At 70.8% G+C, this 26594-nt stretch carries 23 protein-coding genes and 2 pseudogenes; 15 read left to right on the top strand and 10 right to left on the bottom strand.

Annotated elements, in window-relative coordinates; translation table 11 throughout:
* Positions 1 to 158: 158 nt before the first annotated feature.
* Genes acsA through ACSP97_RS33060 form a run of 5 tightly spaced genes read left to right on the top strand, consistent with a single transcriptional unit; the run spans position 159 to position 5901 of the window.
* Positions 159 to 1991, top strand: a complete 1833-nt coding sequence (acsA, locus tag ACSP97_RS33080; RefSeq protein WP_358274879.1) for an acetate--CoA ligase — start codon at positions 159 to 161, stop codon at positions 1989 to 1991.
* Complete coding sequence (pdhA, locus tag ACSP97_RS33075) at positions 1988 to 3013, top strand: pyruvate dehydrogenase (acetyl-transferring) E1 component subunit alpha (RefSeq protein ID WP_355529012.1); 1026 nt, start codon at positions 1988 to 1990, stop codon at positions 3011 to 3013. Before acsA ends, pdhA begins: the two co-directional genes overlap by 4 nt.
* Positions 3010 to 4089 (top strand): alpha-ketoacid dehydrogenase subunit beta, encoded by a 1080-nt coding sequence (locus tag ACSP97_RS33070; RefSeq protein ID WP_440555707.1) that lies wholly within the window; start codon positions 3010 to 3012, stop codon positions 4087 to 4089. Before pdhA ends, ACSP97_RS33070 begins: the two co-directional genes overlap by 4 nt.
* Before the next feature lies 1 nt (position 4090).
* Complete coding sequence (locus ACSP97_RS33065) at positions 4091 to 5632, top strand: dihydrolipoamide acetyltransferase family protein (protein ID WP_440555706.1); 1542 nt, start codon at positions 4091 to 4093, stop codon at positions 5630 to 5632.
* 5 nt (positions 5633 to 5637) lie between these two features.
* Positions 5638 to 5901, top strand: a complete 264-nt coding sequence (locus tag ACSP97_RS33060) for an acyl carrier protein (protein ID WP_440558509.1) — start codon at positions 5638 to 5640, stop codon at positions 5899 to 5901.
* Between the two features lie 516 nt (positions 5902 to 6417).
* Here ACSP97_RS33060 and ACSP97_RS33055 read toward each other — a convergent pair.
* The gene (locus ACSP97_RS33055; protein WP_355529003.1) at positions 6418 to 6858 is read right to left on the bottom strand and encodes a globin domain-containing protein; all 441 of its coding nucleotides are present in this window, start codon (positions 6856 to 6858) and stop codon (positions 6418 to 6420) included.
* A 525-nt stretch (positions 6859 to 7383) separates the two neighbouring features.
* Between ACSP97_RS33055 and ACSP97_RS33050 the strand changes: the two genes are divergently transcribed.
* Entirely contained in the window at positions 7384 to 8244 is an 861-nt protein-coding gene (locus tag ACSP97_RS33050; RefSeq protein WP_358274869.1) for a ferritin family protein, read from the top strand.
* 423 nt (positions 8245 to 8667) lie between these two features.
* Here ACSP97_RS33050 and ACSP97_RS33045 read toward each other — a convergent pair.
* A pseudogene (locus ACSP97_RS33045) lies at positions 8668 to 9586 on the bottom strand (pyridoxamine 5'-phosphate oxidase family protein).
* Between the two features lie 116 nt (positions 9587 to 9702).
* Between ACSP97_RS33045 and ACSP97_RS33040 the strand changes: the two are divergent.
* The gene (locus tag ACSP97_RS33040; protein WP_440555703.1) at positions 9703 to 10380 is read left to right on the top strand and encodes a CBS domain-containing protein; all 678 of its coding nucleotides are present in this window, start codon (positions 9703 to 9705) and stop codon (positions 10378 to 10380) included.
* Between the two features lie 12 nt (positions 10381 to 10392).
* On the opposite strand, the gene ACSP97_RS33035 is transcribed toward ACSP97_RS33040, so the two are convergent.
* A complete protein-coding gene (locus ACSP97_RS33035; RefSeq protein WP_355528995.1) occupies positions 10393 to 10536 on the bottom strand; it encodes a dsRBD fold-containing protein in 144 nt (47 codons plus the stop codon).
* Between the two features lie 296 nt (positions 10537 to 10832).
* Here ACSP97_RS33035 and ACSP97_RS33030 point away from each other — a divergent pair, with 296 nt between their 5' ends.
* The gene (locus tag ACSP97_RS33030) at positions 10833 to 11702 is read left to right on the top strand and encodes a universal stress protein (protein ID WP_440558508.1); all 870 of its coding nucleotides are present in this window, start codon (positions 10833 to 10835) and stop codon (positions 11700 to 11702) included.
* Positions 11695 to 13263, top strand: a complete 1569-nt coding sequence (locus tag ACSP97_RS33025; protein ID WP_440555701.1) for an AAA family ATPase — start codon at positions 11695 to 11697, stop codon at positions 13261 to 13263. Before ACSP97_RS33030 ends, ACSP97_RS33025 begins: the two co-directional genes overlap by 8 nt.
* A 340-nt stretch (positions 13264 to 13603) precedes the next feature.
* Here the strand turns inward: ACSP97_RS33025 and ACSP97_RS33020 are convergent, their stop codons facing one another.
* Positions 13604 to 13900, bottom strand: a complete 297-nt coding sequence (locus ACSP97_RS33020; protein WP_440555699.1) for a hypothetical protein — start codon at positions 13898 to 13900, stop codon at positions 13604 to 13606.
* Between the two features lie 157 nt (positions 13901 to 14057).
* Between ACSP97_RS33020 and istA the strand changes: the two genes are divergently transcribed.
* Together istA and istB are read left to right on the top strand one after the other, a co-directional pair.
* Entirely contained in the window at positions 14058 to 15695 is a 1638-nt protein-coding gene (istA, locus tag ACSP97_RS33015; RefSeq protein WP_440558507.1) for an IS21 family transposase, read from the top strand.
* Positions 15692 to 16489 (top strand): IS21-like element helper ATPase IstB, encoded by a 798-nt coding sequence (gene istB / locus ACSP97_RS33010; RefSeq protein ID WP_440555697.1) that lies wholly within the window; start codon positions 15692 to 15694, stop codon positions 16487 to 16489. Before istA ends, istB begins: the two co-directional genes overlap by 4 nt.
* 136 nt (positions 16490 to 16625) lie before the next feature.
* Here istB and ACSP97_RS33005 read toward each other — a convergent pair whose 3' ends face one another.
* The 4 genes from ACSP97_RS33005 to ACSP97_RS32990 form a co-directional block, all read right to left on the bottom strand.
* Positions 16626 to 17174, bottom strand: a complete 549-nt coding sequence (locus ACSP97_RS33005) for a GNAT family N-acetyltransferase (protein ID WP_440555695.1) — start codon at positions 17172 to 17174, stop codon at positions 16626 to 16628.
* A gap of 352 nt (positions 17175 to 17526) precedes the next feature.
* Positions 17527 to 18201 (bottom strand): hypothetical protein, encoded by a 675-nt coding sequence (locus tag ACSP97_RS33000; RefSeq protein ID WP_440555693.1) that lies wholly within the window; start codon positions 18199 to 18201, stop codon positions 17527 to 17529.
* Between the two features lie 41 nt (positions 18202 to 18242).
* Positions 18243 to 18947, bottom strand: coding sequence for a response regulator (locus ACSP97_RS32995; RefSeq protein ID WP_440555691.1), 705 nt, complete (start codon positions 18945 to 18947; stop codon positions 18243 to 18245).
* A complete protein-coding gene (locus tag ACSP97_RS32990; RefSeq protein WP_440555689.1) occupies positions 18944 to 21016 on the bottom strand; it encodes an ATP-binding protein in 2073 nt (690 codons plus the stop codon). The genes ACSP97_RS32995 and ACSP97_RS32990 overlap by 4 nt, the downstream gene beginning before the upstream one ends.
* A 391-nt stretch (positions 21017 to 21407) precedes the next feature.
* Between ACSP97_RS32990 and ACSP97_RS32985 the strand changes: the two genes are divergently transcribed.
* Positions 21408 to 22841: a GntP family permease gene (locus ACSP97_RS32985; RefSeq protein ID WP_440555687.1), complete on the top strand. Its 1434-nt coding sequence runs from the start codon at positions 21408 to 21410 to the stop codon at positions 22839 to 22841.
* A 115-nt stretch (positions 22842 to 22956) separates the two neighbouring features.
* Here the strand turns inward: ACSP97_RS32985 and ACSP97_RS32980 are convergent.
* Positions 22957 to 23124, bottom strand: a pseudogene (locus ACSP97_RS32980) (IS5/IS1182 family transposase); the annotation flags it as partial.
* A gap of 324 nt (positions 23125 to 23448) precedes the next feature.
* On the opposite strand from ACSP97_RS32980, the gene ACSP97_RS32975 reads away from it, so the two are divergent.
* From ACSP97_RS32975 to ACSP97_RS32965, 3 genes are all read left to right on the top strand, one after another.
* Positions 23449 to 23649, top strand: coding sequence for a hypothetical protein (locus tag ACSP97_RS32975; RefSeq protein ID WP_355146938.1), 201 nt, complete (start codon positions 23449 to 23451; stop codon positions 23647 to 23649).
* A gap of 48 nt (positions 23650 to 23697) precedes the next feature.
* Positions 23698 to 24318 carry an NmrA family NAD(P)-binding protein gene (locus ACSP97_RS32970; protein ID WP_440555685.1) on the top strand — a complete coding sequence of 207 codons (621 nt, stop codon included), beginning with the start codon at positions 23698 to 23700 and terminating at the stop codon, positions 24316 to 24318.
* Positions 24319 to 24631: 313 nt separating this feature from the next.
* The gene (locus tag ACSP97_RS32965) at positions 24632 to 25309 is read left to right on the top strand and encodes an HdeD family acid-resistance protein (protein WP_440555683.1); all 678 of its coding nucleotides are present in this window, start codon (positions 24632 to 24634) and stop codon (positions 25307 to 25309) included.
* Positions 25310 to 25426: 117 nt separating this feature from the next.
* Here ACSP97_RS32965 and ACSP97_RS32960 read toward each other — a convergent pair whose 3' ends face one another.
* Positions 25427 to 26530, bottom strand: a complete 1104-nt coding sequence (locus tag ACSP97_RS32960; RefSeq protein WP_440555680.1) for an AI-2E family transporter — start codon at positions 26528 to 26530, stop codon at positions 25427 to 25429.
* Positions 26531 to 26594 lie beyond the last annotated feature (64 nt).

Below are 26594 nucleotides of genomic sequence, written 5' to 3'. Positions count from 1 at the left end.
CGAGCCGGTTCCCGTGAAGGACGCGTGAGTGGGCGTTGCGGGCGCCGAGGACGACGCGGATCTGAGCCGTCCGGCCACGGATGGGGCCCTTCGACCCAGTGCGGACGGGGGACGCCGGGCGCATGGTCGAAACGGGCCCGAAGGAAGGAGGGGCCGGCATGCCATGGGAGACCATCCGGAAGAGCACCCCGCCGCGCACCGCCCCCAATCTGCGCGACTACGACGAGGAGTGCGCGAGCTTCTCGTGGCGGGCGGCGCGCGGCAGGCTTCAGGGCCTGCCTGGCGGGCGGGGACTGAACATCGCGCACGAGGCCGTGGACCGGCACGCGTCGTCGGACCGGGCCACAGCGGTCGCACTGCGTTGCATCGCACGGGACGACTCCGTCACCTCCGTGACCTATGCGGATCTGGCCCGCTCGACGTCACGGTTCGCCAACGTGCTCCGCGGCCTCGGCATCGGGTACGGCGACCGGGTGGTGACACTTCTGGGGCGCTGCCCCGAGTTGTACACCGCGGTCCTCGGCACGCTGAAGAACACCAGTGTTCTGTGCCCGCTGTTCTCCGCCTTCGGACCGGATCCGGTATTCCAGCGGATGACCCTGGGCGACGCGCAGGTCCTGGTCACCACCGCGGACCTCTACCGGAAGAAGGTCGCCGGGCGACGCGACGCCCTCGCCGCCCTGCGCCACGTGCTGATCGTCGGCGACGGGGCGGAGGACTTGCCCGGCACTCTGTCCCTCACCGCGCTCATGGCCGACGCGGCCGACACCTTCACGATCCCTCCGACCTCGCCGCACGACATGGCCCTGCTGCACTTCACGAGTGGCACGACGGGCATCCCCAAGGGCGCGGTGCACGTGCACGAGGCGGCCGTCGCCCACTACACGACCGCGTTGTACGCCCTCGACCTGCATGAGGACGACGTGTTCTGGTGCACCGCCGACCCGGGCTGGGTCACCGGGATGTCGTACGGGATCGTCGCCCCTCTCATGCACGGGGTGACGGTCGTGGTGGACGAGGGCGACTACGACGCCCGCCGCTGGTACCGGATCCTCGCCGCGCAGCGGGTGAGCGTCTGGTACACGGCGCCGACGGCCCTGCGCATGCTGATGCGGACGACACCGAGGGCGGGGCCGTACGACCTGCCCCGCTCCTTCGACCTGAGCGCACTGCGGTTCATCGCGTCGGTCGGCGAGCCGCTCAACCCGGAGGCCGTGGTGTGGGGGCGGGACGTACTCGGGCTGCCGGTGCACGACAACTGGTGGCAGACCGAGACCGGCGCCATCATGATCGCCAACTTCGTCTCCTGCGACATCCGCCCCGGTTCGATGGGGCGCCCGCTGCCCGGTGTGGAGGCGGTGGTGCTGCGGCGCGGCGAGGACGGTCGCGCCGAAGTCACCGACGGGCACGTCACCGTCCTGGAGGCGCCCGGCGCGGAGGGTGAACTGGCGCTCCGGCTCGGCTGGCCGTCCATGTTCCGTGGCTATCTGCACGACGAGCCACGCAGTGCGGCGGCCTTCGCGGACGGCTGGTACCTCACCGGTGACCTGGTACGGCGCGACGCCGACGGCTGGTTCTGGTTCGTCGGGCGCGCCGACGACGTCATCAAGTCGGCAGGACACCTCATCGGACCGTTCGAGGTCGAGAGTGCTCTGATGGAGCATCCGGCGGTCGCCGAGTCCGGGGTCATCGGCCGGCCCGATCCCGTGGCAGGGAACATCGTCAAGGCGTTCGTCACGCTGCGGCCTGGCTTCGACGCGAACAGCGCGACCCGGCGGGATCTGCTGGCCTTCGCCAGGCGTCGGCTGGGCCCGGCCGTGGCGCCCCGCGAGATCGCCTTCGACCAGCACCTGCCGCACACCCGCAGCGGCAAGGTCATGCGCCGCCTGCTGCGGGCACGGGAACTCGGACTGCCCGAGGGTGACATCTCCACCCTGGAGGACTCCACCTCGGAGGCCACCTCCACCGCGAGGACGGAGCAGCCCGCATGACCACCACTCGCACCCCTCACGCACCACGTCCCGCCGCCCGGCCGAACCGTCGGGCCGCACATCGTCTGGCCCTGCTGGAGTCCATGCTGCGCGTCCGCCGGTTCGAAGAACGCTGCGTGGAGTTGTACAGCGCGGCGCGCATCCGGGGTTTCATGCACCTCTACATCGGTGAGGAGGCCGTGGCCGTCGGCGTCAACGAGGCGCTCACGGACGACGACGCGGTCGTGTCGACGTACCGCGAACACGGGCACGCGCTTGCCCGCGGGGTTCCGGCCGAGGCCGTCATGGCAGAGATGTTCGGCAAGGTCACCGGCTGTAGCCGTGGCCGGGGCGGCTCGATGCACCTCTTCGACGCCGGCCGTCGCTTCTACGGCGGCAACGCGATCGTCGGCGGCGGGCTCCCCCTCGCGGCAGGCCTCGCCCTCGCCGACCGCATGACCGGCCAGGGCCGCGTCACCTGCTGTTTCTTCGGCGACGGCGCCTTCGCCGAGGGCGAGTTCCACGAGACCGCCAACCTCGCCGCGCTCTGGCGACTGCCCCTGCTGCTGGTCTGCGAGAACAACCTGTACGCCATGGGCACCGCACTGGCTCGCCACCAGGCCCAGACCGACCTCGCGCTGCGCGCGGCCGCGTATGGCATGGTCTCCTGGGCCGTCGACGGCATGGACGTCTTCGCCGTCGAGGACGCCGCCCGGCGGGCCGCGGAAGGGGTGCGCGCCGGAACCGGACCGCACTTCCTGGAGATGCGCACGTACCGCTTCCGCGCCCACTCCATGTACGACTCCGACCGCTACCGTGACAAGGCCGAGATCGAGCGCTGGAAGGAGCGCGACCCGGTCGAGGGGCTCGCGCGGCGGCTCCGGGATGCGAAAGAGCTGACCAACAAGGCCCGGACGGCATTGGAGGACCGTCTGGCCGCCGAGATCGACGCGGCCGTGGATGCGGCCGAGCAGGCTCCGGAAGAGCCCGTCGAGGAGTTGCTGAAGTACGTCACCAGCCCGGTGGAGGTGACCCCGTCATGACCACGACGCACACGCGTATCGCCGAAGCCGCCGCGTCTTCCGAACGGAAGACGACGTATCGGGAGGCCATGCGTGAGGCCCTGCGCGAGGTGCTGCGCAGCGACGAGCGGGTGTTCCTGATGGGCGAGGACGTCGGCCGGTACGGCGGCTGCTTCGGTGTCAGCCTCGGCCTGCTGGAGGAGTTCGGTCCGGAACGGATCCGCGACGCCCCGCTGTCGGAGTCGGCGTTCGTCGGTGCGGGCATAGGTGCGGCCCTGGCGGGCATGCGGCCGATCGTCGAGATCATGACGGTCAACTTCAGCCTGCTGGCTCTCGATCAGATTCTCAACAACGCGGCGACCCTGCTGCACATGTCAGGCGGCCAACTGCCCGTACCGATCGTGATCAGGATGACCACGGGTGCGGGACGACAGCTCGCGGCCCAGCACTCGCACAGCCTCGAGGGCTGGTACGCGCACATCCCCGGCCTGCGGGTCCTGGCCCCGGCAACCCTCACCGACGCCCGCTACATGCTGGCCCCCGCACTCGCCGACCCCGACCCGGTGCTGATCTTCGAGCATGGCAGCCTGTACAACGTCTCGGGCGACCTGCCCGCCGACGCCGGGCCGGTCGGCATCGACCACGCGGCCATCCGTCGACCCGGCACGGACGTCTCGCTGATCACCTACGGCGGCTCCCTGCCCAAGGTACTGGCCGCCGCCGACGACCTCACGAGCGGCGGCATCAGCGCCGAGGTCATCGATCTGCGCTCGCTGCGCCCCCTGGACGACGCAACCGTCGGCGGCTCCGTCGCACGCACCCACCGTGCCGTCGTGGTCGACGAGGGCTGGCGCACCGGCAGCCTCGCCGCCGAGATCTCGGCACGCCTCACGGAGCAGCACTTCTACGACCTCGACGCGCCCGTCGAGCGGGTGTGCAGCGCCGAAGTCCCCATACCGTACGCGCACAGGCTGGAGGCGGCCGCGCTGCCACAGGTCGAGGGGATCGTCGCAGCCGCACGCCGCGCCGTGGGCGAACCAGCGGCGACCGAAACCGACGGGGCGAAACGGCGGCCGGCCACCGAAAGGTCGGGCTGAGATGACCGCGTTCACCATGCCCTCGCTCGGCGCCGACATGGACGAGGGTCTGCTGCAGGAGTGGCTCGTGAGCCCCGGGGACCGGGTGCGTAGGGGCGATGTCATGGCGGTCGTGGAGACGGACAAAGCAGCCATCGAGGTCGAATGCTTCCAGGCCGGGACCGTGGGGCGGCTGCTCGTCGAACCGGGGACCCGGGTGCCGGTGGGGACACCGCTCGCGCTGATCGAGGACCACGCCGTGCCGAACGCGCTGGCGGGCACCTCCGGCGAGCCGGTTCCAGCCGGGGCGGAACGGGTCCCGGCCAGGTCCACCGAGCCGACCGGGGAGGTCATCTCCGACAAGGCACCCCCGCGCGCGGCGACCGACCAGGGACCAGTCGCACGGCACCAGCGTCCGACGCCTCGGAAGAAGGCGGCCCGCAAGCCCGAGGCCACCGCGGTCGACGTCGCATCCCGCAAGGAGCCGACCGGCGAGCAGGTACACACGCCCCCGGAGCCGTCCGGTGGATCCGTCCCGGTGATCGGCGCCGGTCCGCTCGTACGGCATCTGGCCTCGCTGCGCGGTGTCGACCTGACGACACTGCATGGCACCGGCCGGGGCGGCCGGATCACCCGTGCCGATGTGGAGCACGCCAAGCCGCCCCTCGCCCCCAGGGTGCGGGCCACCCCGTACGCACGGCGCCTCGCCCACGACCTGGGCGTCGACCTGGCGGCGGTGCGGGGTACCGGGGACGGCGGAGCCGTCCGGGCGGCGGACGTGCGCACGGCCGTCCGCGCCCCCATTGGAGGAAACGGACCCGAGCGACCCGAGTGGGGCCCGCTGAACGTCGACCAGCGTCCGGACGCCCGCGTACGGAGAGACAGTCGCCCGGAGGACCGTAAGGACATCATGCGCCGTGCCATCGCGGACCTCATGAGCCGCTCCAAGCGGGAGATTCCGCACTACTACCTGTACACCACCGTCGACCTGACGGCGGCCGAGGACTGGCTCCGCCGGATCAACCGTGCTCGTACACCTACCGAGCGGCTTGTGCCCGCGGCCCTGCTCCTCAAAGCCGCCGCCGTAGCGGCACGCGAGGTCTCGGCGCTCAACGGCTACTGGCAGAACGGTGGATTCGCCCCCGCGTGCGAGGTCAATCTGGGCATCGCGGTCTCGCTCCGGCAGGGTGGACTGCTCGTACCGGTGATCCACAACGCCGACACACTGCCACCCGACGCCCTCATGACCCGTCTGAAGGAATTGGTACAGCGTGCACGTCGAGGGCGGCTGCGCTGGACCGAGACGGTCGGCGCCACCTTGACCGTCACCAGCCTGGGCGACCAGGGCGTGGAGGCCGTGTTCGGGGTGATCCACCCACCCCAGGTGGCCCTGGTGGGCTTTGGTGCCGTCGTCGAGCGGCCCTGGGCCGCGGGCGGCATGCTCGGAGTGCGTCCGGTGGTGACCGCGACACTGGCCGCCGACCACCGGGCCACGGACGGCGCCGTGGGGGCGCGCTACCTCTCGGCGGTCGACCGGCTTCTGCAGAGACCGGAGGAACTGTGACCCAGATGAAGCCGCTGAACAACGCCGAGGCCCTGTCGCTGGTCAAGGACTCGGTCACGCAGATCGTCCCCGACGCCGACTTCACTCTGATCCGACCCGACGACAGGTTCCGCGATGTGCTTGAACTGGACTCGCTCGATTTCCTCAGCCTGATCGAACTGCTGTCCGAGCAAGCGGGCGTCCGTATCGACGAAGAGGACTACCCGATCCTGACCACGCTGGCCGACACGACGCGGTTCCTGGTCGAAAGGACCCGCCAAGGGTCATGACGACTCCCGGTGCAGCACCACTTTCAGGGGCGCCTGCGCTGGTGCCGTGCCCGAACGCCTCATGGCCGTCTTCCGTCCGGTCGGGACCGAAGGAGTGGGCGACCAAGGGAGAGACGGGCAGATGGCCGAATCTCAAAAGCCCCAGCAGCGACTCCAGATGCGGGGGCACCGGTTTGCCATGCGCGGATGTTGGCGATGTGCCGCGCACGGCACACGTGCAGAGCACGAAACCGTCCGGGCCGCCCGACGCCTCGATGACCACGTCGGACCCCGACCTCTCGGACAGCTCGGCGATCATGCGGGCCTCACCTGGAACCTGCGGTGGTCCCGACCAGGGATGCGCAGATACCCGGCCGGCCGCTCAGGGCTGTCCACACGCAGGACGAGTGAGGTGAGCGCTGCGAAGAGCCGGTCACGTCATTCCCCCATGTCCTCGGGGAACAACTCCGCGCTCCCGGATTGTGGGCGAACAGGTGGACCTAGAAGTACAGGGCCACCAGGTCAGCCCGCCGCTCCTCAGCCGCTGCGGGAGGCCCCGCCCGGACCGGCGGCCGCCTCGGTCATCGCCTCACTCATGGTGGCGGTGATCACCCCGTACAGAGCGGTCCACGACTCCTCGATCTGCGGCGTCCAGGCCTCGCCCGCAAAGTGCCTGAGGGTGGCGAGCAGGCTGGCACCGACCGCCGGGAAGTGCTCAGGCAGCGCGCCGTAGCCAACGTGCCGGGCTCCGAGACTTCGCAGGATGCGTACGACCACCTCGGTGTCTTCGAGGTTGGCCACCAGGCCGCCGAGGGCGTTCCAGAGCCGGTCCTCCTGATCCTCCATGTGCCGCGCGAACAGGCCCCGGACACCGGGGTTGTTGTCGAAGAGGTGCTCGTAGAAGTACTTGGTGATCTTGGTTCCGTGGGGCTCGACGACTGCGAAGCTGCCGGCGATCAGAGTGGCGTTGAAAGTCATGCCGCGACCGTAGGCAGGCGCTGTTACCGCTCCGTACCCGATCGATGGTGCGTACTTGTCGGATTCCTCAACCTGCGACCAAGATCCTTGAAAGGAAGATGCACCAGACAAATGACATACGCGCAACACGGCTGAGATAACAGCGGCTTCCGCAGCCCGCGCTTCCTCCGACAGCGCCAGAGGCACACCTCGCGGCGCGGCAGGCCTCTGCACGCATGGGTCCACGTACGAGTTCTTGGCCGGGATCCGGTCAGCCCGCGACCGCGGTCAGCGTTGACCCGTCGCCCCCTCGGACGTGCAACTACTCTCCGTGTTCACTCGGATGGGTGACGTGAAGGGGCGGTGGTGTGCAAGCACGGGTGGCATGAGGTGGAGGGCGTGCGCACCCACAGGGGTGTGCCCCGGAAGGAGGACATCGTGTTCCGCCATTCGACACGTACGCTTGTAGTGGGTCTGTGCGCGCTGGTCGCGGCCGCGCCTGCGGCGCCGGCCGTGGCCGCGCCGGCCGGGGGTGCGCCGTCTCCCATGCCGCACACCGCCGCCCGAGCTCTCCACGAGCAGACGCTCGCCGACCTGACCACCACGATGAAGGGCGAGGCCTACGCCTACGCCGCCTACAGTCTCTTCGCCGCCGAGGCCGACCGCCAGGGCCTGCCTGCCCTCGGCAAGCTCTTCCGAAGCACGGCGCAGACCGAGCTGAACGAGCACCTGCGCGAGGCGGCCACGCTGGCCGGAACCGTCGGGTCAAACGCGGCCAACCTGCGCCAGGCCATCAGCGGTGAGTCCTACGAGCACCAGGTCATGTACCGCCGCTTCGCCGAGCAGGCCCGGGCGGACGGGGACCTTGAGGCCGCGAAACTCTTCAGCGAACTCGCCGCGGACGAGGGCCGCCACCGCGACGCCTTCCGCACGGCCCTCACGGCCGTCACCACCGGACACGGCACCATCCCGGCACCAATGAAGGCCGACGTGGTGGCGGTGCCCGCCGGGCCGGCGAAGGTGAAGGCCGCCCGCACCAAGGCCAACCTGGACACCGCCCTGCACGGCGAGGCGCTCGCCCACGCCAAGTACATGCTCTTCGCCGCCCACGCCCGGCAGACCGGCAACACGGCGCTGGCCCGCCTGTGGGAGGGCACCGCCAAGGTCGAACTGCGCGAGCACCTCGCCGGTGAGGCAATCCTGGCCGGACTGGTCCGCACGACGAGGGAGAACCTGCGCACGGCCATCACCGGGGAGCACAACGAGGCGACCACCGTGTACTCGGGGTTCGCCCGGCGGGCCACCGCCGTAGGCGACACCGCCGCCGCTCGCTTCTGGCGCGACACCGCCGCCGACGAGGCCAGGCACGCCGCCGCCTTCCAGAAGGCACTCAACCAGCTGCGCTGACAGCCCTGTCCGCACCCGGAGACCGGCCCACGCGCCGCGCGGCAGTCCGGCCGGCTGAGGTACCTCGCATAAGCCGGACTGCCACGGCGCGGCTGCCGTCCAGCCACCACCCAGGGCCGGACCGTGGCCGAGGTCGGCGCGGCCGAGCAGCCAGACGGCGACCGTCAGCACGAACGGGGCGATCGCCCACGAAGTGAGACCGGATCCCGTCTCGGTGTGCTCTGCCACCGGCGCGCTCTCGCGCTCGGCGCCCGCGGGCGGCGCCCCCGGCCCCGCGGCGGACCCGCGGCTCCGGCGCACGTGCCGACGAGCCCCCGGCCCCGCCGAGTGACCCTGGAGTCATTGCCGGTGCCGGTGTGGTAGCCGATGGGGGGGAGCGCGCGGGGCGTGGATCGGACAGCCCTTCGTCCGAGCCATGAATGTCTATTGATCGGCAGGCGTGATCCGGCGGCCCGTGAGGATTGTGGGCTCGATCGACACCCACATCTCGCGCTCGCCGCCTGCCCACGGCGTGGTGTGCGCGCGTTGGGCGAGCCCGCGTACCGCCTCCGGGTCCGTCACCACACGTGCCGGCCCGACGGCGAGCACGCTCCAGCCCTGGCTCAGAGCGTCGTCAATGTGGTCGGCTTCGAAGGCGACCTCGGTCTCCGCTGCCGCCGCCGTCATAGAGTCGGGCGCGGTCCGGAAGACGATGGCGTCATCGACGCATTCGTAGTTGACCGGGACGACCGCCGGACGGCCCTCGGACGTCGATGTCGCGACGCGCCCCACCCCGTGCGTGGAGAGCAGGGTGCGGCACTCCTGCGGGCTCAGGTCCCGAAGCCGGGGGTGAAGCAGTGCGTGGCCCTGACCGGGGGGAGATCGATGCCTTCGCCACGCAGCGCGGCGACCGAGGTGCCCAGCGCGTCGGTCAGCCTGATGAGCGTCGCCAAGTTCGGATCGCCGGGCTGTTCCTCCAGGTAGGCCAAATAGTAGGGCGACATTCGCGCGCGGCCGGCCGTCTCCTCTCGGCTCAGTCCCCGCCTTCGGCGTTCGACGGCCACCCGCCGGCCGATCCCACCGGGGTGTCCGCCCCGGTCGGCCTGGTCGTCGTGGAGGCGGTCACCGCCTCGCCGGTTGCCGGCGATACCTGGTCCGCTCCCGCAGGCTGCTCGTGTTCGAGATGGCGGATGTGGGCGTCCGGCCCTGGAAACACGAGCGTCACATTGTGCGTGTCGGACCAGCGCACGTCGTAGGGGGGTGTTCCGTCGTCGTGGTGCAGTCCGACGATCTCGCCGTCGCGCTTGGCACCGCCGGCCGCGGGGCTTTCGATGACGAGTTGATCGCCGAGGTGAGCTCGCATGATCGCCGCCCTCTCCTCAGAATGGTGCTGTATCCAACCTGCCACGCGGGCCGCACCACCGCACGGGGCGGCGGTCCCGTATCCGCGAGGTGGGCGTCCCGCACCCGGGAGGCACGATGCATCACCGAACAGTCGAGGAGCTGATGTCCCGGGACGTCGTCCGGGCACGGCCCGACACGCCGTTCAAGGAGCTCGTCAGGCTCCTGGAGGAGAACGGGGTCACCGCCGTACCGGTGGTGGACGAGCTCGGCCGCCCGATGGGCGTGGTGTCCGAGGCCGACCTGCTGCGCAAGAGTGCCGACCAGACCGACCCGTCCGGCAGGACTCCCATCCCGCATCTCGAGGCCTGGGAACGCGCCAAGGCCGAGGGATCCCGCGCCGAGGAACTGATGTCCGCTCCCGCCGTGTGTGCACGGCCCGAGTGGACCGTGGTCGAGGCCGCCCGCCTCATGGAAATCCAGAATGTCAAACGCCTGCCCGTGGTCGACGAAGCCGATCGGCTGCTGGGCATCGTCAGCCGCGGTGATCTGCTGCGGGTCTTCCTCCGCCGTGACGAGGCCATCCGCGAGGAGATCACCGGAGATCTTCTGCGGCGCACGTTGAGGCTCGAACCCCGGGACGTGACCGCGGAGGTGCGCGATGGGCGGGTCGTCCTTGCGGGCACTGTGGAGTACAGGAGTCTGATCCCCGTCATCGAGCAGTTGTGCCGGGGCGTCGACGGCGTGGTCTCGGTCAGCGCGCAGCTCGGCTTTCGGACGGACGACGCGCGGGACACACCTGACGAGACCCTGTGAAGCGCCCCGGAGTCACAGAGGTTGTCCGGCGCTCCGCCGGGTGCCGGGCCGTGTGGCGGCCATGCCTTGGATGTCGCGTTCGGTGGTCTCCAGCAGCTGATGGGCGAGATCCACCAGGGCCCTGCCTGCCGCCAGTTCGTCGCCGATCTCCGGCATGTTCGTGTCCGCCGGGTGACAGCGCGACCTTCCGTGGCGGCGGACGCCTCCCGCTCACCGGCCGCCGCGTGCAGCAGGTGGAGCGAGATCCCGGGCCGGCCCGCCTCGTCGGCGGCCCAGTCGACGGCCTCAAGGCCGACCTCGGATCCGTCGGCGTCCACATGCGCCATGGCGAGGACCGGGAGACCCTTGAAGAGGGGAACCTCGCCGCCCATCCAGGCGAATGTCCGGACCGTCCACGCGATCGGACTCGTTCGCCGTTCCCTCCAGCCTCTTACGAGACGGAGACCGCTGCCGTGCCACCAGTCGTCACCGTGGGCCTCGACGGCTCGCCCGAGAGTCTGGCCGCCGCCCGGTGGGCCGCCGAAGAGGCCGACAGGCGAAAGCTCGCTCTCCGGCTGTTGCACGCGTGGCCGACGCTTGCCCCGGAACCGGTTTGTCTCCCCGCGGAAGTGGATCAGAACTACTGGGCGAAGCGTCTCGTCGACACAGCGCAGGCGGAACTCCGGGCCCGCCACCCGGGCCTGGCCATCGACAAGAGCCTGGTCGCCGACGACGCCCAGCACGCCCTGCTGCAAGCGGCCTCCGAGTCGGAGATGGTCGTCCTGGGCTCCCGGGGACTCGAGTCCGTGGAGAGCTACTTCCTCGGGGACGTCAGCATGCCCGTCGTGGCGCGGGCCGAGCGGCCCGTGGTGCTGGTGCGCGCCGAACCCCGGAAAGAGCAGGGCCCCGGCACCGCCGCGGGCCGTGTCGTTGTGGCCCTGAAACTGCACGGATCGCCTGAGGACCTCCTCGACTTCGCCTTCCGTACCGCTGCTGCCAGGGACCTTCCCGTCCTCGCCGTCCACGGCCGCAGCGTGCCGCTTCACGCACGTACGCCCTGGGGAGTGGACCACCGTTTCAGCGAGGAGAGGACCCGAGACGCGCACGAGCAGGTGAGCACAGCGCTGCAACCGTGGCGGGAGAAGTACCCGCAGGTCGACGTGGCCGACAGCATCCGTCTCGAAAGCCCGGCCAAGGCCGTCGTACAGGTTGCGGAGGGCGCCTCACTGCTGGTCATGGGCCGGCGTCGGCACCGTGCCGGTCTGGTGCCCCATCTCGGTCCGGTGGCGCAGGCCGCCGTTCATCATGGACGTTGCCCGGTCGCCGTGGTTCCTCATGACTGAGCCCGGTCTCCACGAGCCGTGTGCCGACGTCTCCGCTCTGCGGTCAAGTGTTCCGCGCGACGGGGAGCCGCCGTCGCGCGCCGCGGTGTGCGAGACCCACACCGCGACGCTGTTCTTCGTCGGCGACCGAGCCTACAAGCTCAAGAAGCCGGTCGATCTGGGGTTCCTGGACTACACCACCGTCGCGGCCCGCCGAGCCGCATGCGAGCGCGAGATAGCCCTCAACCGCAGGTTCGCCCCCGATGTCTACGTGGGACTCGGTGAGTTCCGCAGTCCTGACGGGGAATCACCTGAACCACTCGTGGTGATGCGTCGCATGCCGGAGGAGCGCCGCCTCTCCCATCTCGTACGGGCGGGGGCTGTCGTGGACGACGTCCTTCGCAGCATCGCCCGGCAACTGGCGGCATGGCACGCGCACGCGCCCCGTGGTCGCGACGTGGAGGAGCAGGGCACGCGGGACGCGCTGTCGGCACGATGGGAGGCGAGCTTCGCGCAGGTCCGGGCACTGACCACGGACGGCCCCGTGGCCGGCTGCCTGACAGAGATCGAGAGGCTGGTGCGCCGCTATCTGGCCGGTCGCAAGCGGCTGTTCGACACCCGCATCGAGCAGGGACAGGTGGTCGACGGGCACGGTGACCTGCTCGCCGAGGACGTCTTCTGCCTCGACGACGGCCCCCGCATCCTGGACTGCTTGGAATTCGACGACCACCTCCGCTATGTCGACGGCCTCGACGATGCCGCCTTCCTCGCCATGGACCTGGAACAGCTCGGAGCCGGGGAAGCCGCGGCGTACTTCCTTGCCCGGTATGGCGAATACTCCGGGGACCTCGCGCCCCCGTCCCTGTGGCACCACTACGTCGCCTACCGCGCTTTCGTCCGAGCCAAGGTCTCGGTGATCCAGGCCCGGCAGGGCGCGCCCAACGCAGAAGCCGCGGCGCGGCGGCTCGCCTCCATGGCGCTGCGCCACCTGCGCACCTCCGCCGTCGGCCTCATCCTGGTCGGCGGGCTGCCGGGCAGTGGGAAGTCCACTCTCTCAGGAGCCCTGGCCGACCGTCTGGGGGTCACTCTGCTCAGCAGTGACCGCATGCGCAAGGAACTGGCGGGCATCCCGGCGGAGCAGTCCGCAGCGGCGGGCTATGGCGAAGGGCTGTACACGCCCGAGTGGACGGCCAGGACTTACGCCGCCCTGCTCGACCGCGCGGCCGCACTGCTTTCCGCCGGTGAATCGGTTGTCCTCGACGCCACGTGGACGGATGCCGCACAGCGCGAAGCCGCGATGTGTGTGGCCGAACGAACCAGCGCCGACCTGGTGGCCCTCCACTGCCAGGTGCCGGGCGAACTGTCGACGGCCCGCCTGAGCACGCGCGGCCCGGGCATCTCCGACGCCGGCCCTGACATCGCCACCGCCATGGCTGCCGAGGAGCCGCCGTGGCCCGAGGCAGTCCCGGTCGACACCAGCGGCCCACTGGAGTCTGCGGTAACTCAGGCGCTGGCGGCCGTACGCCCGTGGGGCAGTGGTCAGGCGCCCGTCTTCCGCCGCCCCTACAGCGAGCCGGACTGAGGTGCTGTGAGGGGCCGTGTTGCCCGGGTACAGCGCGGCGGTGCCTCTATGTCTTCCGTCAAGCGAGACGTGGGGTTCTGGTTTCGTAGAAGGTGCCGTCGCGGAGCATCGCGAACAGCACGTTGATCCGTTGTCGGGCGCGGCGGAGGAGGGCAGATCACCCCGGCAGCGCAACCGAGCGGTTGAGGTGTGGGAGGCCGACGACGAGCTGGTTCAGGCAGACTGGGCGGCCGGCCTGGGCCCGTCCCCACGGGGCCCGGTGGTCTGGAGGCCGCCGGTTCCCCATCGGGCCACTCGCTGGGCCGGGCCTGGCGGGGCGCAATCGGCTGGAGTTTCCCGGCTAGCTCTCGGAGGAGTGCGCGGATGGTGGCAGAGCCATGTCGAGAAGCGCGTTGATGGTCTCCTCGCCGAGCGCGCTGTCGTGGTGGAGGGATCGGCGGACGAGTTGCCCGACGGTTTCCGGATCCGCGTCCAGCTGTGTGCGGGCGTCCAGGCGAATCTCGCTCAGGAGTCCTGCGGTGTGATCCGGCTTTCGCTGGACGTACCAGTCGAAGACCTTGACCACGTCGCGGTAGAGGGTGCCGAGCCGGATTCCGCTCCTCCCCTTCTTGACGCCTGTGGCCAGATGGGAGAGCACGGCTGGCTTTATTCACGAGTCGTGACGGCGGTTGTACACGGGTTTGGGAGGCGCCCGTTTCCACGGTCGGGTGATGTTCACGAGTTTTGAAGGCAGTGGGGGGCTTGCCAGGACAGCATCGGGGTGTTCCCGGTGAAAGGCCCTGGTCATGCCGCAGATGTCGAAGGTCGAGCTGTACGCGGCGATCCGGCGGGACCACCGGGCCGGCGTGACGATGCGGGAGTTGGAGCGCAAGTACAACGTTGCCTGGCGGACGGTGCGCAAGGCTCTGGACTCGGCCTGGCCGGAGCCGCGCAAGCCGTTGCCGCCGCGGCCGTCGGCGCTGGATCCGTACAAGGCGGTGATCGACGGGATCCTTAGGGCGGACCTGGACGCGCCGCGCAAGCAGCGGCACACGGTCACCCGGATCTTCCACCGGCTGATCGAGGAACACAGCGCCGACGTGTCCTATCCGATGGTCAGGCGCTATGTCGCCGACCGGAAGCCGCAGATCGCGGTGGAGGCGGGCAAGGCGCCCATCGAGGCGTTCATCCCGCAGACCCATCCGCCCGGCATGGAGGCGGAGGTCGACTTCGGCGACGTGGCCGTGCGTCTGGCAGGCGAGCTGGTGACCTGCTACCTGTTCTCCTTTCGCCTGTCGTATTCGGGCAAGGCCGTCCACCGAGTGTTCGCCTCCGCTGGTCAGGAAGCCTTCTTCGAGGGGCACGTGCACGCGCTGCGGACGCTGGGCGGTGTCCCGCGGGGGCGAGTGCGCTATGACAACCTCAAGGCCGCCGTCGCCCAGGTGCTGGGGCTGAGCCGGGCGAGGGTGGAGACCGACCGGTGGATCGCCTTCCGATCGCACTTCGGCATCGAGAGCTTCTACTGCCGCCCAGGCATCGACGGCGCCCACGAGAAAGGCGGTGTCGAGGGTCAGATCGGCTACTTCCGCCGCAACCACTTCACCCCGGTGCCGGAGGTCGCCTCGCTGGCGGAGCTGAACGAGATGGTCGAGCAGTGGGACCTGCACGACGGCCGGCGCCGGATCGGCTCGCGGCCACGGACGATCGACGAGTACTTCGCCGTCGAACAGCCGCTGCTGATGCCGCTGCCGGAGGAACCGTTCGAGACCGGGCGGGTGTTCACCCCCAGGGTCGACCGCTACAGCCAGATCGCCGTCCGCACCAACCGCTACTCGGTGCCGGTCCGCCTGATCGGCAAACGCGTCCGGGTCGTTCTGCACGCCTCTCACCTGGTGGTTTACGACCAGAACGTGGAAGTGGCCCGGCATGAGCGGCTGATCGCCAAGGGCGGCTGCCGCCTGGATCTGGACCACTACCTGGAAGCCCTGATCCGCAAGCCGGGCGCTTTTCCCGGCGCCACCGCTCTCGAACAAGCTCGCTCCGCAGGCAGGTTCACCCCGGTCCATGACGCCTGGTGGACCCAGGCCCAGAAGGTCCACGGCGAGCGGGACGGCACCCGGGCCCTGATCGAGGTGCTGCTGCTGGGCAGGCACATCCCGCACGAGTACCTGGTCGCCGGCCTGGCTACCGCCCTGCGGGCCGGGGCCCTGACCGCGGACGCGGTCGCCCTGGAGGCCCGCAAGGCCGCCCAGGCCGAGGACGAACCTGCTGTCCTTGGCCCGTCGGGCACCGAAGCGGGACAGCCATCGGGAACCGTGACGTTCCTGCATGAGTGGAAGCTGTCCCACCTTCCGCCGGACACCAGGCCGCTGCCCTCGGTGACCCCCTATGACCAGTTGCTCCGACGCCGTCGCGCCGACGGCGGCGCCCACCGAGAGGAAGAAGCCCAGTGACCCTGCCCCGCCAGCGAGGATTGACCGAGCAGGCCGCCACCACCGCCATCGACACCGCCTGCCGTCTGCTGCGGTTGCCGTCGATCCGCAAGGAGTTCGCCGACATCGCCGACCGGGCGGTGAAGGACCAGCTAACCTATCGCGGCTTCCTCGCCGAGCTGCTGATGGCCGAGTGCGACGACCGGGCCCGCCGCCGCTCGGAACGCAGGATCAAGGCGGCCGGGTTTCCGCGGGAGAAGTCGCTGCGGGCCTTCGACTTCGACGCCAACCCCAACATCGACGCGGCCACCGTCAACACGCTCGCCAGCTGCGAGTGGATCAAGAAGGGGCAGCCGCTCTGCCTGATCGGTGACTCCGGCACCGGCAAGTCGCACATGCTGATCGCCCTGGGCACCGAGGCCGCTATGCAGGGCTACCGGGTCCGATACACGCTGGCCACGAAACTGGTGAACGAGCTGGTCGAGGCCGCCGACGAGAAGCAGCTCACGAAGACCATCGCCCGCTACGGCCGCGTCGATCTTTTGTGCATCGACGAGTTGGGATACATGGAACTGGACCGGCACGGCGCCGAGTTGCTGTTCCAGGTCCTGACCGAGCGCGAGGAGAAGAACAGCGTCGCCATCGCCTCCAACGAGTCGTTCGGCGGCTGGACGAAGACCTTCACCGACCCCCGGCTCTGCGCGGCCATCGTCGACCGCCTGACCTTCAACGGCACGATCATCGAGACCGGCACCGACTCCTACCGGCTCGCCTCCACCAGGGCCCGGGTGGAGGAACCCGCCAAGGCCGGCTGACACCTGCAGGCCCCACCTCGACGGCCCGCCGCCCTCACGGGCGGCGGGCCGTCCCACCCCATCTTTGAACCCCGCTTGATCTCCTCGCGCTCACCCGGCTTCATCGCGATGAGTGCGGACACTGCCGAACACGACCTCAATCGGACAGCGAGACCGGGGACCACATGCCGAACCACTGCTCGGCTCCCCAATCCTCATACCGTTCCACCTCGGTGAACCCCAGCTTCGCCGCGAGGCGCATCGAGCGTTCGTTGGCGGTCTGGGTGGTGAGCACCACCGGCTCGCCGGGCAGCGCTTCGGCGCACCAGTCGAGTGCCGCCGCGCACGCCTCCGCGGCATACCCGTGTCCCCACGCCTGCGGCAGGAACATGTAGCCGAGCTCGACCTCCGAGGCCCCGGGGCGGACGTGAACCGGATGCTCCGGGTCGCGCCGCTCAAGCGTGACGATCCCGATCATCGCCCCGTCGAGATCGACCACGAAGAGGCCAGGGCGCCGCTTGGGTGTCTCGGGCACCGCACGCTCGAACTCGTCGCGCTGTCTGGGGCCGCCGATATAGGTGCCCACCTCGGGCGAGGTGAACAACTCGATGACCGCCGCACGGTCGCGGGCCTCGGGCTCACGGAGCACGAGCCTCTCGGTCTTGATCGGGGCAGGTGGCCAGGCGACAGGTCCTAACTCAGTCATGCAGGCCAGCTAATCAGCAGGCTCGGTAGCGATCAAGACTCGCGGACCGGTCACCCCACCTGCTCAGGCACGTCCTTCTTCTCTCACATCCCCTCCAACGAGCCACGACCCGCATTGCTTCGCCCTGCGGGCTCAAGGACGGGAACTGACGTCATTTCTCGTGAACATCCACGGCCCCGCCGACCGCTCACCGCCACCCAAACGGATGGACAAACGCTGCTGCTTGAAGTGAACGAAGCCACACGGCCTCGATCAGCGTCGTGCGCAGCGCCGACATGGGGACGAGGCTGTCGATTCCCATCGTGAGGGAGACCGCGGGCCACCAGGCAAGGACCTTGGCTGCCTCCTCGGTCTACTTTCCGTCGACGTGGATGACCTTGGTGAGGCGGTTGTGGTCGGCGACGAGCCCCTGGGGCTGCGGGGGTGCCGAAAGATGTGATGGCGGAGAGGAGCGCGCCGGGGCCGTGGGCTCGGTGATGCTGTTCAGCCCAGTCCCGGGCCACGGCCTGCGACCAGCGAGGTCCACCTGCGCCGTGGGCCTGGGGCTCGGGCATCTTGTGGTCTTCGAACCTCGGGTCCGGAAGGTCGTCCTCGGCGACGCTCGCGATCTTCGCCAGCCCGGCGCGGTCCACCAGACGGCCCGGCTCCAGCTCGGGGCATTCAGGTCGAGGACGCACACGTGCAACGGCCGTGCATCCGGCACGCGTCGGCGGTGCTCCGCCCACAGCGCCAGATGATCACGCCAGTTGGGCAGGACCGTAGTGGGCGCGGTGAACCCGGCGATGGTGGCGATACTCGCCTTGCCCGGGTCGGCGGGGTGGACCAGGAGGTCCGCGGCCGTGACAGTGAGCGCGTCCTGGACGGGGCGGGCGTCGTAGCGTTCGTAGGCGCTGTCGAAGACCACGCCGGGCCGGTGCCAGGCGGTGCCGTCCCACCAGTAGCCGCCGTGCCGGTAGAGGAAGCCGGTGTGCCCGTAGACCCAGTCGTGGTAAAGCCCGCCCCGGCTGCCGTCCTTGACCAGCACCACCGTTCGGCCGCCGACGGGAACCGCTCGGCCCCGTCGGCGCCTCAGGGCTCGCGGTACTCCTGCTCCGGCCGCCCCGCCACCCCGTAGCGCAGGCGCATCCGCAGCGCGCCGCGGCCGACCATGTCGGCCAGATACCGCTGTGCGGTGGCGCGGGAGACGCCGACCATCGCGGCGACCTCACCGGCGGACAGCGGCCCGGCCGCCTCCCGGACCGCGCGGAGCACCAGTTCCCGGGTCACGGTGTGCGCGGCGGTGGTGGTCCGGCGACCGCCGTCCCCGCTCTCGCGCAGGGCGGCGAGCGCGTCGTCCAGAGTCCGCTGGTCCACGGTGTCCGCGTCGGTCAGTTGCCGGTAGCGCACATAGCCGCGCAGCCGCCGGCCCAGCTCGTCCGGCGGGAACGGCTTGATCAGATACGCCAGCGCGCCCGCCGCCAGAGCCGAACGCACCGTACGCCCCTCGGCCGCCGCGCTGAGCACGAACGTGTCGCAGGGCAGCGCGCGCAGCAGCTCCAGCCCCGGCCGGTCCGGCAGGTACAGGTCCACGAGCGCGAGGTCGATCGGGGACTCGGCCCGCTCCAGGAGCGCGAGCGCCGCACCGGCCGCGTGCGCCGTGCCGGCGACCGCGCAGCCCGGCGTCTGCGCCACGACGTCGGCGTGCAGACCGGCGACCCGGAAGTCGTCGTCGACGACCAGGACGGAGAGCAGCCGCCCCGGACCGGCGGACGCGGACGCAGGACCGGTGCTCACGTGGCGCACTCCGGAGGGACGTCGGAACGGGCGGAGGAGGGGATCCGAGGCGCGTCCGCCCCCGCACGGGTCCCGGTATCGGCTCCGGTGCCGCTCCTGGTTCCGGTCGCGGTATTGGTCGCGGTGCTGGGGCCGGGGCCGGGGTGGGGGATCGGCGCGGTTCCGTCGGGCGTCCCCGAACCGCTGCCCGCACGGGAGGGCGACACGTCGGGGCCGCCCCCGGTCCCGGGAGCGTCCTCGTCGTCCGCGAGCACACCGGGCAGACGCGCCACGAAGACGGCCCCGCCGGTGACCCGGTCGTCCGGTTCGCCGGCCGCTTCACCGGCCGCGCCGCCGATCGTGCCAGGGCCGTCAGCCGTCGCCGCGTCTCCCGTCCCGGCCTGCGGCGGCGCGCCCGGGTCCGTCAGCCGGAGGTCGCCGCCGCGGGCGCGGGCGACCTGGCGGGCCAGCGGAAGCCCGATGCCGCGTCCGGGCGGGGCGGCGGAGTCCGGCTCCTTCGTGGAGACCCCCTCGTCGAACAGGTCCGCGCGCCGCGCCGGGTCCACCCCGTCCCCGCTGTCGGCCACCGTGATCAGCAACTCCCCCTCCAAACCGATGAGTTCGACCTCCACCCGGCGCGGAACGCGGCGTCCCGACCGCGCGGCGTCGACGGCGTTGTCCACCAGGTTGCCGAGGACCGTGGTCACGTCGACGGGCGAGGTGACGGTCCGGCGCACCCAGGTGCCGCCGCCCAGCACCAGCGTCACCTCGCGCTCCCGCGCCGCGGCCGCCTTGGCGGACAGGAAGGCGCGCAGCGAGGAGTCCCGCAGGGCCTTGTCGTCGAAGTCCGGCAGGGTCTCGCCCAGCGGCCCCGAGCCGAGCAGGGCCTCCAGGTAGCCGGTGGCCTCGGCCGGCTGCCCTGAGCGCAGCAGCCCGAAGAGCACGTGCAGCCGGTTGGCGAACTCGTGCCGCTGCGCCCGCAGCGCACCGCTCATGGTCCGTACGGCGTCGAGCTGCCGGGTCAGCGACTCCACCGCCGTTCGGTCCTGGACGGTGAGGAGTGTGCCGAGCCGGCGTCCCTCGCGCCGCACGGTCCGCGCCGACACCACAAGGACCCGCTCGCGGACGACGGCCATCACCGCGCGCCCGGCGGCAGGCCTGCGCAGCACCGCGCGCACCCGCGGGGTCAGACCCAGCTCGGCGACGGGTGTGCCGGGCGCCGCGTCCACGCCGAGCAGTCTGCGCACCTCGTCGTTGGCGACCGTCACCCGGTCCCCGGCGTCCAGCGCGAGGACGCCCTCGCCGATGCCGTGCAGCACGGCCTCGTGCTCCTGCACCAGCGTGGCCAGCTCCTCCGGTTCGAGACCGAGGGTGAGCCGCTTCCAGCGCTGGGCCAGCAGCACGGACGCGGCGAGACCGACCAGCAGCGCCGCGACGAGCCAGCCCACGCCGCTGAGCAGGACCCGCGTCTGCGCGGCCTGCACGGCCGCGGCGGACACGCCCACGTTCGCCTCGCCGACCACCTCGCGGGAGCCCGGGGCGCGCACCGGGACCTTGGCGACCACCTCCTCGCCGAGGTGGGCGTGGTGGCGGGCCAGCTCCTCGTGCCCGGAGAGCGCGACCGACGGGTCGGTGCTCACCGGGCGGCCCAGCTGCGCGGGGTCGGGGTGGGTCAGCCGGGTGCCGCGGTCGTCGGTGACGACGACGAACAGCGCGCCGGCCGCGCGCCGCACCTCCTCGGCGCGCGCGTTGAGCGGGCTGCCCGCCAGAACGGTGCGGGACACGTGTGCGGCGCCGCCGCCGGGCCGCTCGGCGGCGGCCGACCACCGGTCCGCGTCCGCGCGCACGGCGGGCTCGCCGGCCACGGTCCGGGCGACGGCGAGGGCCCGCTGCTGGTACTCGCGGGTGAGGCGCTGCTCGCTGTCGTACGCGAAGGCGCCGAAGGCGGTGCTCACCACCAGGGTGACCACCGCGCACTGCAACAGCACCGTACGGGTGCGCAGCCGCGGCCGCCGCCAGACCCGGCGCCGCCGACGCGCCGGCGGTCCTTGAGGACGGCCGGCGGCGGACGGGGGCGGGGCGGGTCTCACCGGCCCTACGGTAGCTCCCCCGCCGAGCGCTGAGCACAATGCGCACAACTCGCGGAAAGGCGGTTTCGCGGGTAACGCGCGCATGCTTCAAAGCCGCCGGGTCCGGCGCATAGCTTCCCCGCTGGAACACATGCGACGCGACCGGGGCGCCCCCACGGGGCGCGGCCGGGCCGAACCGGTCCGGCGCCCGTCGGGTCGCCGGCGGCGTCGCGGCACGAGCCGCAACCGCAGGAGAACACATGCTCATACCGCGCGCAGCGTGGCGCGTCGGCACCGCACGCACCGGCACCGCCCCCCATCGCCGCCCCCTCCCGGCGGCCACAGCCTCCCTACGCCCGGTACGCCCCGCACACCTCGTGCGCCGTACCGCCGCGGCCGCCGGGCGGCGGCCGTGACGGGGCACGCGTGGCTGCTGCTGGCCACCCTCGCGGCGGCGATCGGCGTCCTGGTGCTGCTGATCAACTCACGGCTGAGGTTCCACCCCTTCGTGGCGCTGATGGTGGTGTCGATCGGCGTCGCCCTGGTGGCGGGCCTGTCCACCGAACAGATCACGGACTCGGTGGAGAAGGGCGCCGGGGACATCCTCGGCAACGTCGGCATCACCCTGGCGTTCGGCGCGATGCTGGGCCGTCTGCTGGCCGACTCCGGCGCCACCGAACGGATCGCGGGCGTGATCGTGGACCGCGCCGGAACCCGCTCGCTGCCCTGGTACATGGCCGGGGCCGCGTTCGTCATCGGCATCCCGATGTTCTTCGAGGTCGGTCTGATCGTGCTGCTGCCGCTGATCTTCAGCGTCGCGCGCAGGCTCCAGGCCGACGGCCGGATCAAGGGCTCGGCCCATGTCTACCTGGCCGCCCCCACCATCGCGGCGCTGTGCACGCTGCACGGCATGGTGCCGCCGCACCCCGGCCCGCTCATCGGCGTCCAGGGACTGCACGCCGACCTCGGCACCACCATCCTGGTCGGCCTGATCTGCGCGGTGCCCACCATCGTCGTCTCCGGCCCGTTGTACGGCCGCTGGATCGCGCCGCGCCTGGCCGTGCACCCCGACCGGGAACTCGTCGCGCAGTTCACCGGCAGGGCGCCGGCCGAGGACGCGGACACGTCGTCCGCGGCGGGCGGCGCCGCGCGACCGGGCGCGGCGGGCGCCGGGCGGACCGGCGGTGTCGCCCTGGGCTGGGCCCTGGCGTCGGTGCTGGTGCCGGTGGTGCTGATGCTGCTGCGCACCGTCGCCGAGCTGGCGCTCGCCGGATCGAGTCCGGTGCGGCACGTGCTCACCTTCACGGGCGAGCCGGTGATCGCGATGTTCGCCGGTTTCCTGTTCGCGCTGTTCGCCCTCGGCTACCGCAGCGGGCACGCGCCGGAGAAGGTGCGCGAGTCGCTGACCGGGGCCATCAAGTCCGTGGCCGGAATCCTGCTGATCATCGCGGGCGGCGGCGCGTTCAACCAGGTGCTGGAGGACACCGGGATCGGCAAGGCCGTCGAGTCGGCCGCCACCGGCGCGCACCTCAACCTCCTGCTGCTGGGCTGGCTGATCGCCCTGGTCCTGTCCTTCTCCACCGGTTCGGCGACGGTCGGCATCGTCGCCGCGACCGGCATCCTCGCCCCCATGGCGGGCGACGGAGGCGTGCAGAACTCCTTGCTGGTCGTCGCGATCGGCGCGGGCTCGATCGGTCTCAACTACGTGAACCACGCCGGCTTCTGGCTGGTCAAGGAGTCCTTCGGCATGACCCTCGGCCAGGCGACGAAGTCGCACACCGCGATCCAGACCCTCGTCAGCGTCTGCGGGCTGCTGATGGCCCTGCTGATCTCGGTCTTCGTCTGACGCGGGCGGTCCGTGGTCATGGTCGGGTGAGGATCCCGGAACGCTGGCCACCTGCACGGGAGTTCGGGCCATCGGGCGGCTGGGCGGGGCCGGGGTACGTGGACGGCCCCGCACTCCTTCGCGAAGCCGACGGCGTGATGCAGCGCAGGCCGGTGCCCTGGTAGCCGCCGTCGGCGATGGTGGGCGTGCCGCGGCAGGCGCGGTCGACCCCGGACTCCGTGAACGCCCGGCAGTCGTTGCGGCTGCCGGGCAGCGGCAGGCCGATGGCCACCACCAGGCGGCTGCCGGGTCGGCACCACCGTCCCCCGCCCCGGCTCCCCCACCATCGCAGATCCCGCATGACCCGCTCGAAAGACCCCAGGGTGGCGACTCTCCCCACTACCGCTCAGGAACACGATCCCAGTGCACTGCGGCACCGGCTGGTCGATCAGCTTCTCGTGGCCGGCCACGTCCGCACCGCCGCTGTGGAGACCGCCCTGCGCAGGGTTCCCCGCCATGTTTTCGCGCCGGAAGTGCCCGTGCAGACCGCGTACGCCGATGACATCATCCCCACACGGCCGACGCCCGCATCAGCAGCTCCGTCAGCGCACCGTGGCTTCAGGCCGTCATGCTGGAGTCGGCCCGCCTCCGGCTTGGCCACCATGTCCTGGAGGTCGGCTCAGGCGGTTACAACGCCGCCTTGATCGCCGAACTGGTCGGCCGGACCGGCCGCGGGCCTGGCGCGACCTCGCCCGCGATGCCCAGGCCGCGGTCACCGAGTACGCGAAGGAACAGGGCGAGCCACGGTATGACGCCGAAGCCGGCGTGAAGAAAGCTGCGCGCCACCCGGCGGACGACAGCCGGCCTCGAGACCCCCATGAAGGTCGCCCAAGCCGCCCTCCAGGAGAGGCTCCCGCGGTACTTCCCGTGGCAGTTCGGCGTCGACTTCGACGTCATCGGCCGAGGAAGCCCGCAGGACATCTTCGACTCCCAGCTGGACGTCCGTGACCTGCTCCGGTCCCAGGACCAGACCGAGTGGGTCATCATCTCCACCGGCATGTTCATGAACTACCTCTTCGAGCCCGGCTCGGGCATGGTGGACCTGCCCAACGACACTGTCAACGCGCTGGGAAGTCTGCAGACGGCGGTCACCGTGACGACGCCCGAAGACATCGGCGTCCTGACCGCGGACATCCTCTTCGCCGAACCTCGCATCCGCAACGAGATCGTCTACCTCGCCGGTGACACCATCACCTACGGTGAGCTGGCCGAAACGCTCGAGACCGTGCTGGAACGTCCCTTCCGCCGTGCGGTGTGGACGGTTCCGGCGCTGCTCGACGAACTGGCCGCCGACCCGGACAACATGACGCGGAAGTACCGCGCGGTCTTCGCACGGGGCCGCGGCGTCGCGTGGGCGAAGGACGACACCTACAACGCACGCCACGCGATCCCCGTGACCGACCTCCGCCAGTGGGTCAAGGAGAACCTCGCCGGCTGACGCATCCCCCAGCCCGCGCGCGCGGGCGGCATTGGGCATCACGGGCCCCAGCAAGAACCGCACGGGAGGCTCTCATCAACGGCCCTATCACTCTCGGTGGTGACGAACGTAGTGAGGCTCGTGTGCGAGGAATGCCAACGATCTTGTGCGGGCGGTGTTTTCGGGGCTGTTCACGCTGGTAATCGAGGGGGTGTTCGACGAGGTGCTCATGCGCCACGGAACCCGCGCCCCCCACCGAGCGGCATGAGGCTGATCGGGTGACGATGGACATGTAGTGACGTGACCACGCTGCTCGCAGAAGGAGGTAGGTGCCATGACATCTCCTTCCGATCCCCCCGGTTCCGTTCCGCCGCGTGGCACCGAGCCACAAGTGGGTCCTGCGGCCGCAGGCATCGCCGCCCTGGCGAACGCGGGCTGGCAGATCCTGCTCACCATGGGCCTCGCCACCATCGCCCTGGGCGTCATCGCGCTGGTCTGGCCGGGCGAGACGCTACGCGTCGTCGGCGTGCTCTTCGGCGTCTACCTGCTGGCCACCGGTGTCTTCCAGCTCGCCGCCGCCTTCGGTACACACGTCCCCCGGCACCTTCGGGTACTGCACTTCATCACCGGCGCGGTCTCTGTCCTGCTGGGACTGGTCTGCTTCCGGGGCCCCCTGGAGTCGGTCTTCCTGCTGGCCCTGTGGATCGGCTTCAGCTGGCTGCTTCGGGGCACTTTGGAGACGGTCGCCGCAGCGTCCGATCAGACCATGCCGGCACGCGGCTGGCACGTGGCATTCGGCATCATCGGCACCATGGCCGGCATCGTGATGATCGTCATGCCGTTCACCTCCATAGCGACACTCACGCTGGTAGTGGGCGTCATGGCCATCGTCGTTGGTCTGACCGAAGTGGTCCGCGCCATCAGGACACGTGTCCAGATCGGTCATCTGGCCGACGGCACGGCCCCCCAGCGACGCCCCCTGTTCCACGCACGTCCGCACGTCCAGCACTGAGCGGCGGAGCCGGATCGACCGGGCGTCGGCGAGCGGCGGCATCCATCCACCTCTGCGGGCGGTCGGCCGGTGAGCGGCTTCTCGCTGCGCCTGTGGCGGCCGGATTCCACAGGGCCGTCATCCGGGGGCATCGGGCCGGTCGGCGTTCTCAGAGCCGTTGTCTGCCCGCATTGGCAGTCCCAGGGACCGACCGCTGCGGTGAGCCCAGATGTCACCGAGGACGGCCTGGATGATGCCGGTGACGGGAATCGCCAGCAGGGCACCGAGGATCCCGGCGACTTCGGCGGCGATCAGCGTGGCCAGCAGCACGGTGAGGGGGTTGAGTTTCACCGTCCGAGACAGGACGACCGGTTGCAGGAGGTGGTTTTCGGCCTGCTGATAGACGATGAAGAAGATGATGGCCCCGATGCCGGCCGGCAGGGAGTGGACGAACGCCACTGCGGAGGCGACGACAGCTCCTATGGTGGCTCCCACGAGGGGTATGAGGTCGGTCACGGCGACGAAGAGGGCCAGCAGTCCGGCGAACGGCACTCCGGAAACCAGCAGCACGACGTAGGTGAGAAGCCCGCAGATGACGCTGATCAGCAAGTTGCCGGTCAGATAGCCGTTGACGGTACGGGCACACGCGGCTCCGACGCGGCGTATGCGGGCTGCGGGTGCCTCGTCCACCAGGGCCAGAAACTGTCTTATGGCCTTGGGGCCCTCCAGCACCATCAGATAGGCCAGCACGAAGATGGTGAGTGCTCCCGCCGTGGTGCTCGCTGCACCGCGAAGGAACTTCGCGACGGGCGTGCTCAGTCCGGTGACGAACGCGTGGATCTGCGCCTGGTGGTGCTGGACGTACTGCAGAGCGTGCGTCCGTTCCAGCAGGTTGCCGACCGGCCCTCGGCCGGCCTGGGCGTCCCTGATCATCGCAGGTAGGCGACCGGCGAACCGGCTTCCCTCCTGGGCCAGCGGGATGACGAAGAGGGCGACCACCGCGCCGACGGCCACGGCTGCGGCCAGGAAGACCAGCAAGGCGGCCACCGATCGTCGGCACCGTGGCACCCGTCGCTGCAGGGCTTCGACCGCCGGATGAAGGGAGACGGCCAGGAACATCGCGATGACCGCCCAGATCAGGACCCGGCGAGCCTGGACCACCAACTCGATTACGACATAGGTGGCGAGCACAAGGCCGATGGTGGCGAGGATGGTTCGCACCGGAACCGGACGCGTCGCCATGGGCATCGGGTGCCCAGCCCCGGTCATGGGAAAACGAGGAGACCTCTTCGCCCGGTGGGTGCGA

The organism is Streptomyces sp. SCPE 10 (assembly GCF_051980735.1).
GTDB classification, from domain to species: Bacteria; Actinomycetota; Actinomycetes; order Streptomycetales; family Streptomycetaceae; genus Streptomyces; species Streptomyces misionensis.
This window is presented reverse-complemented; position numbering and strand designations above follow the sequence as displayed.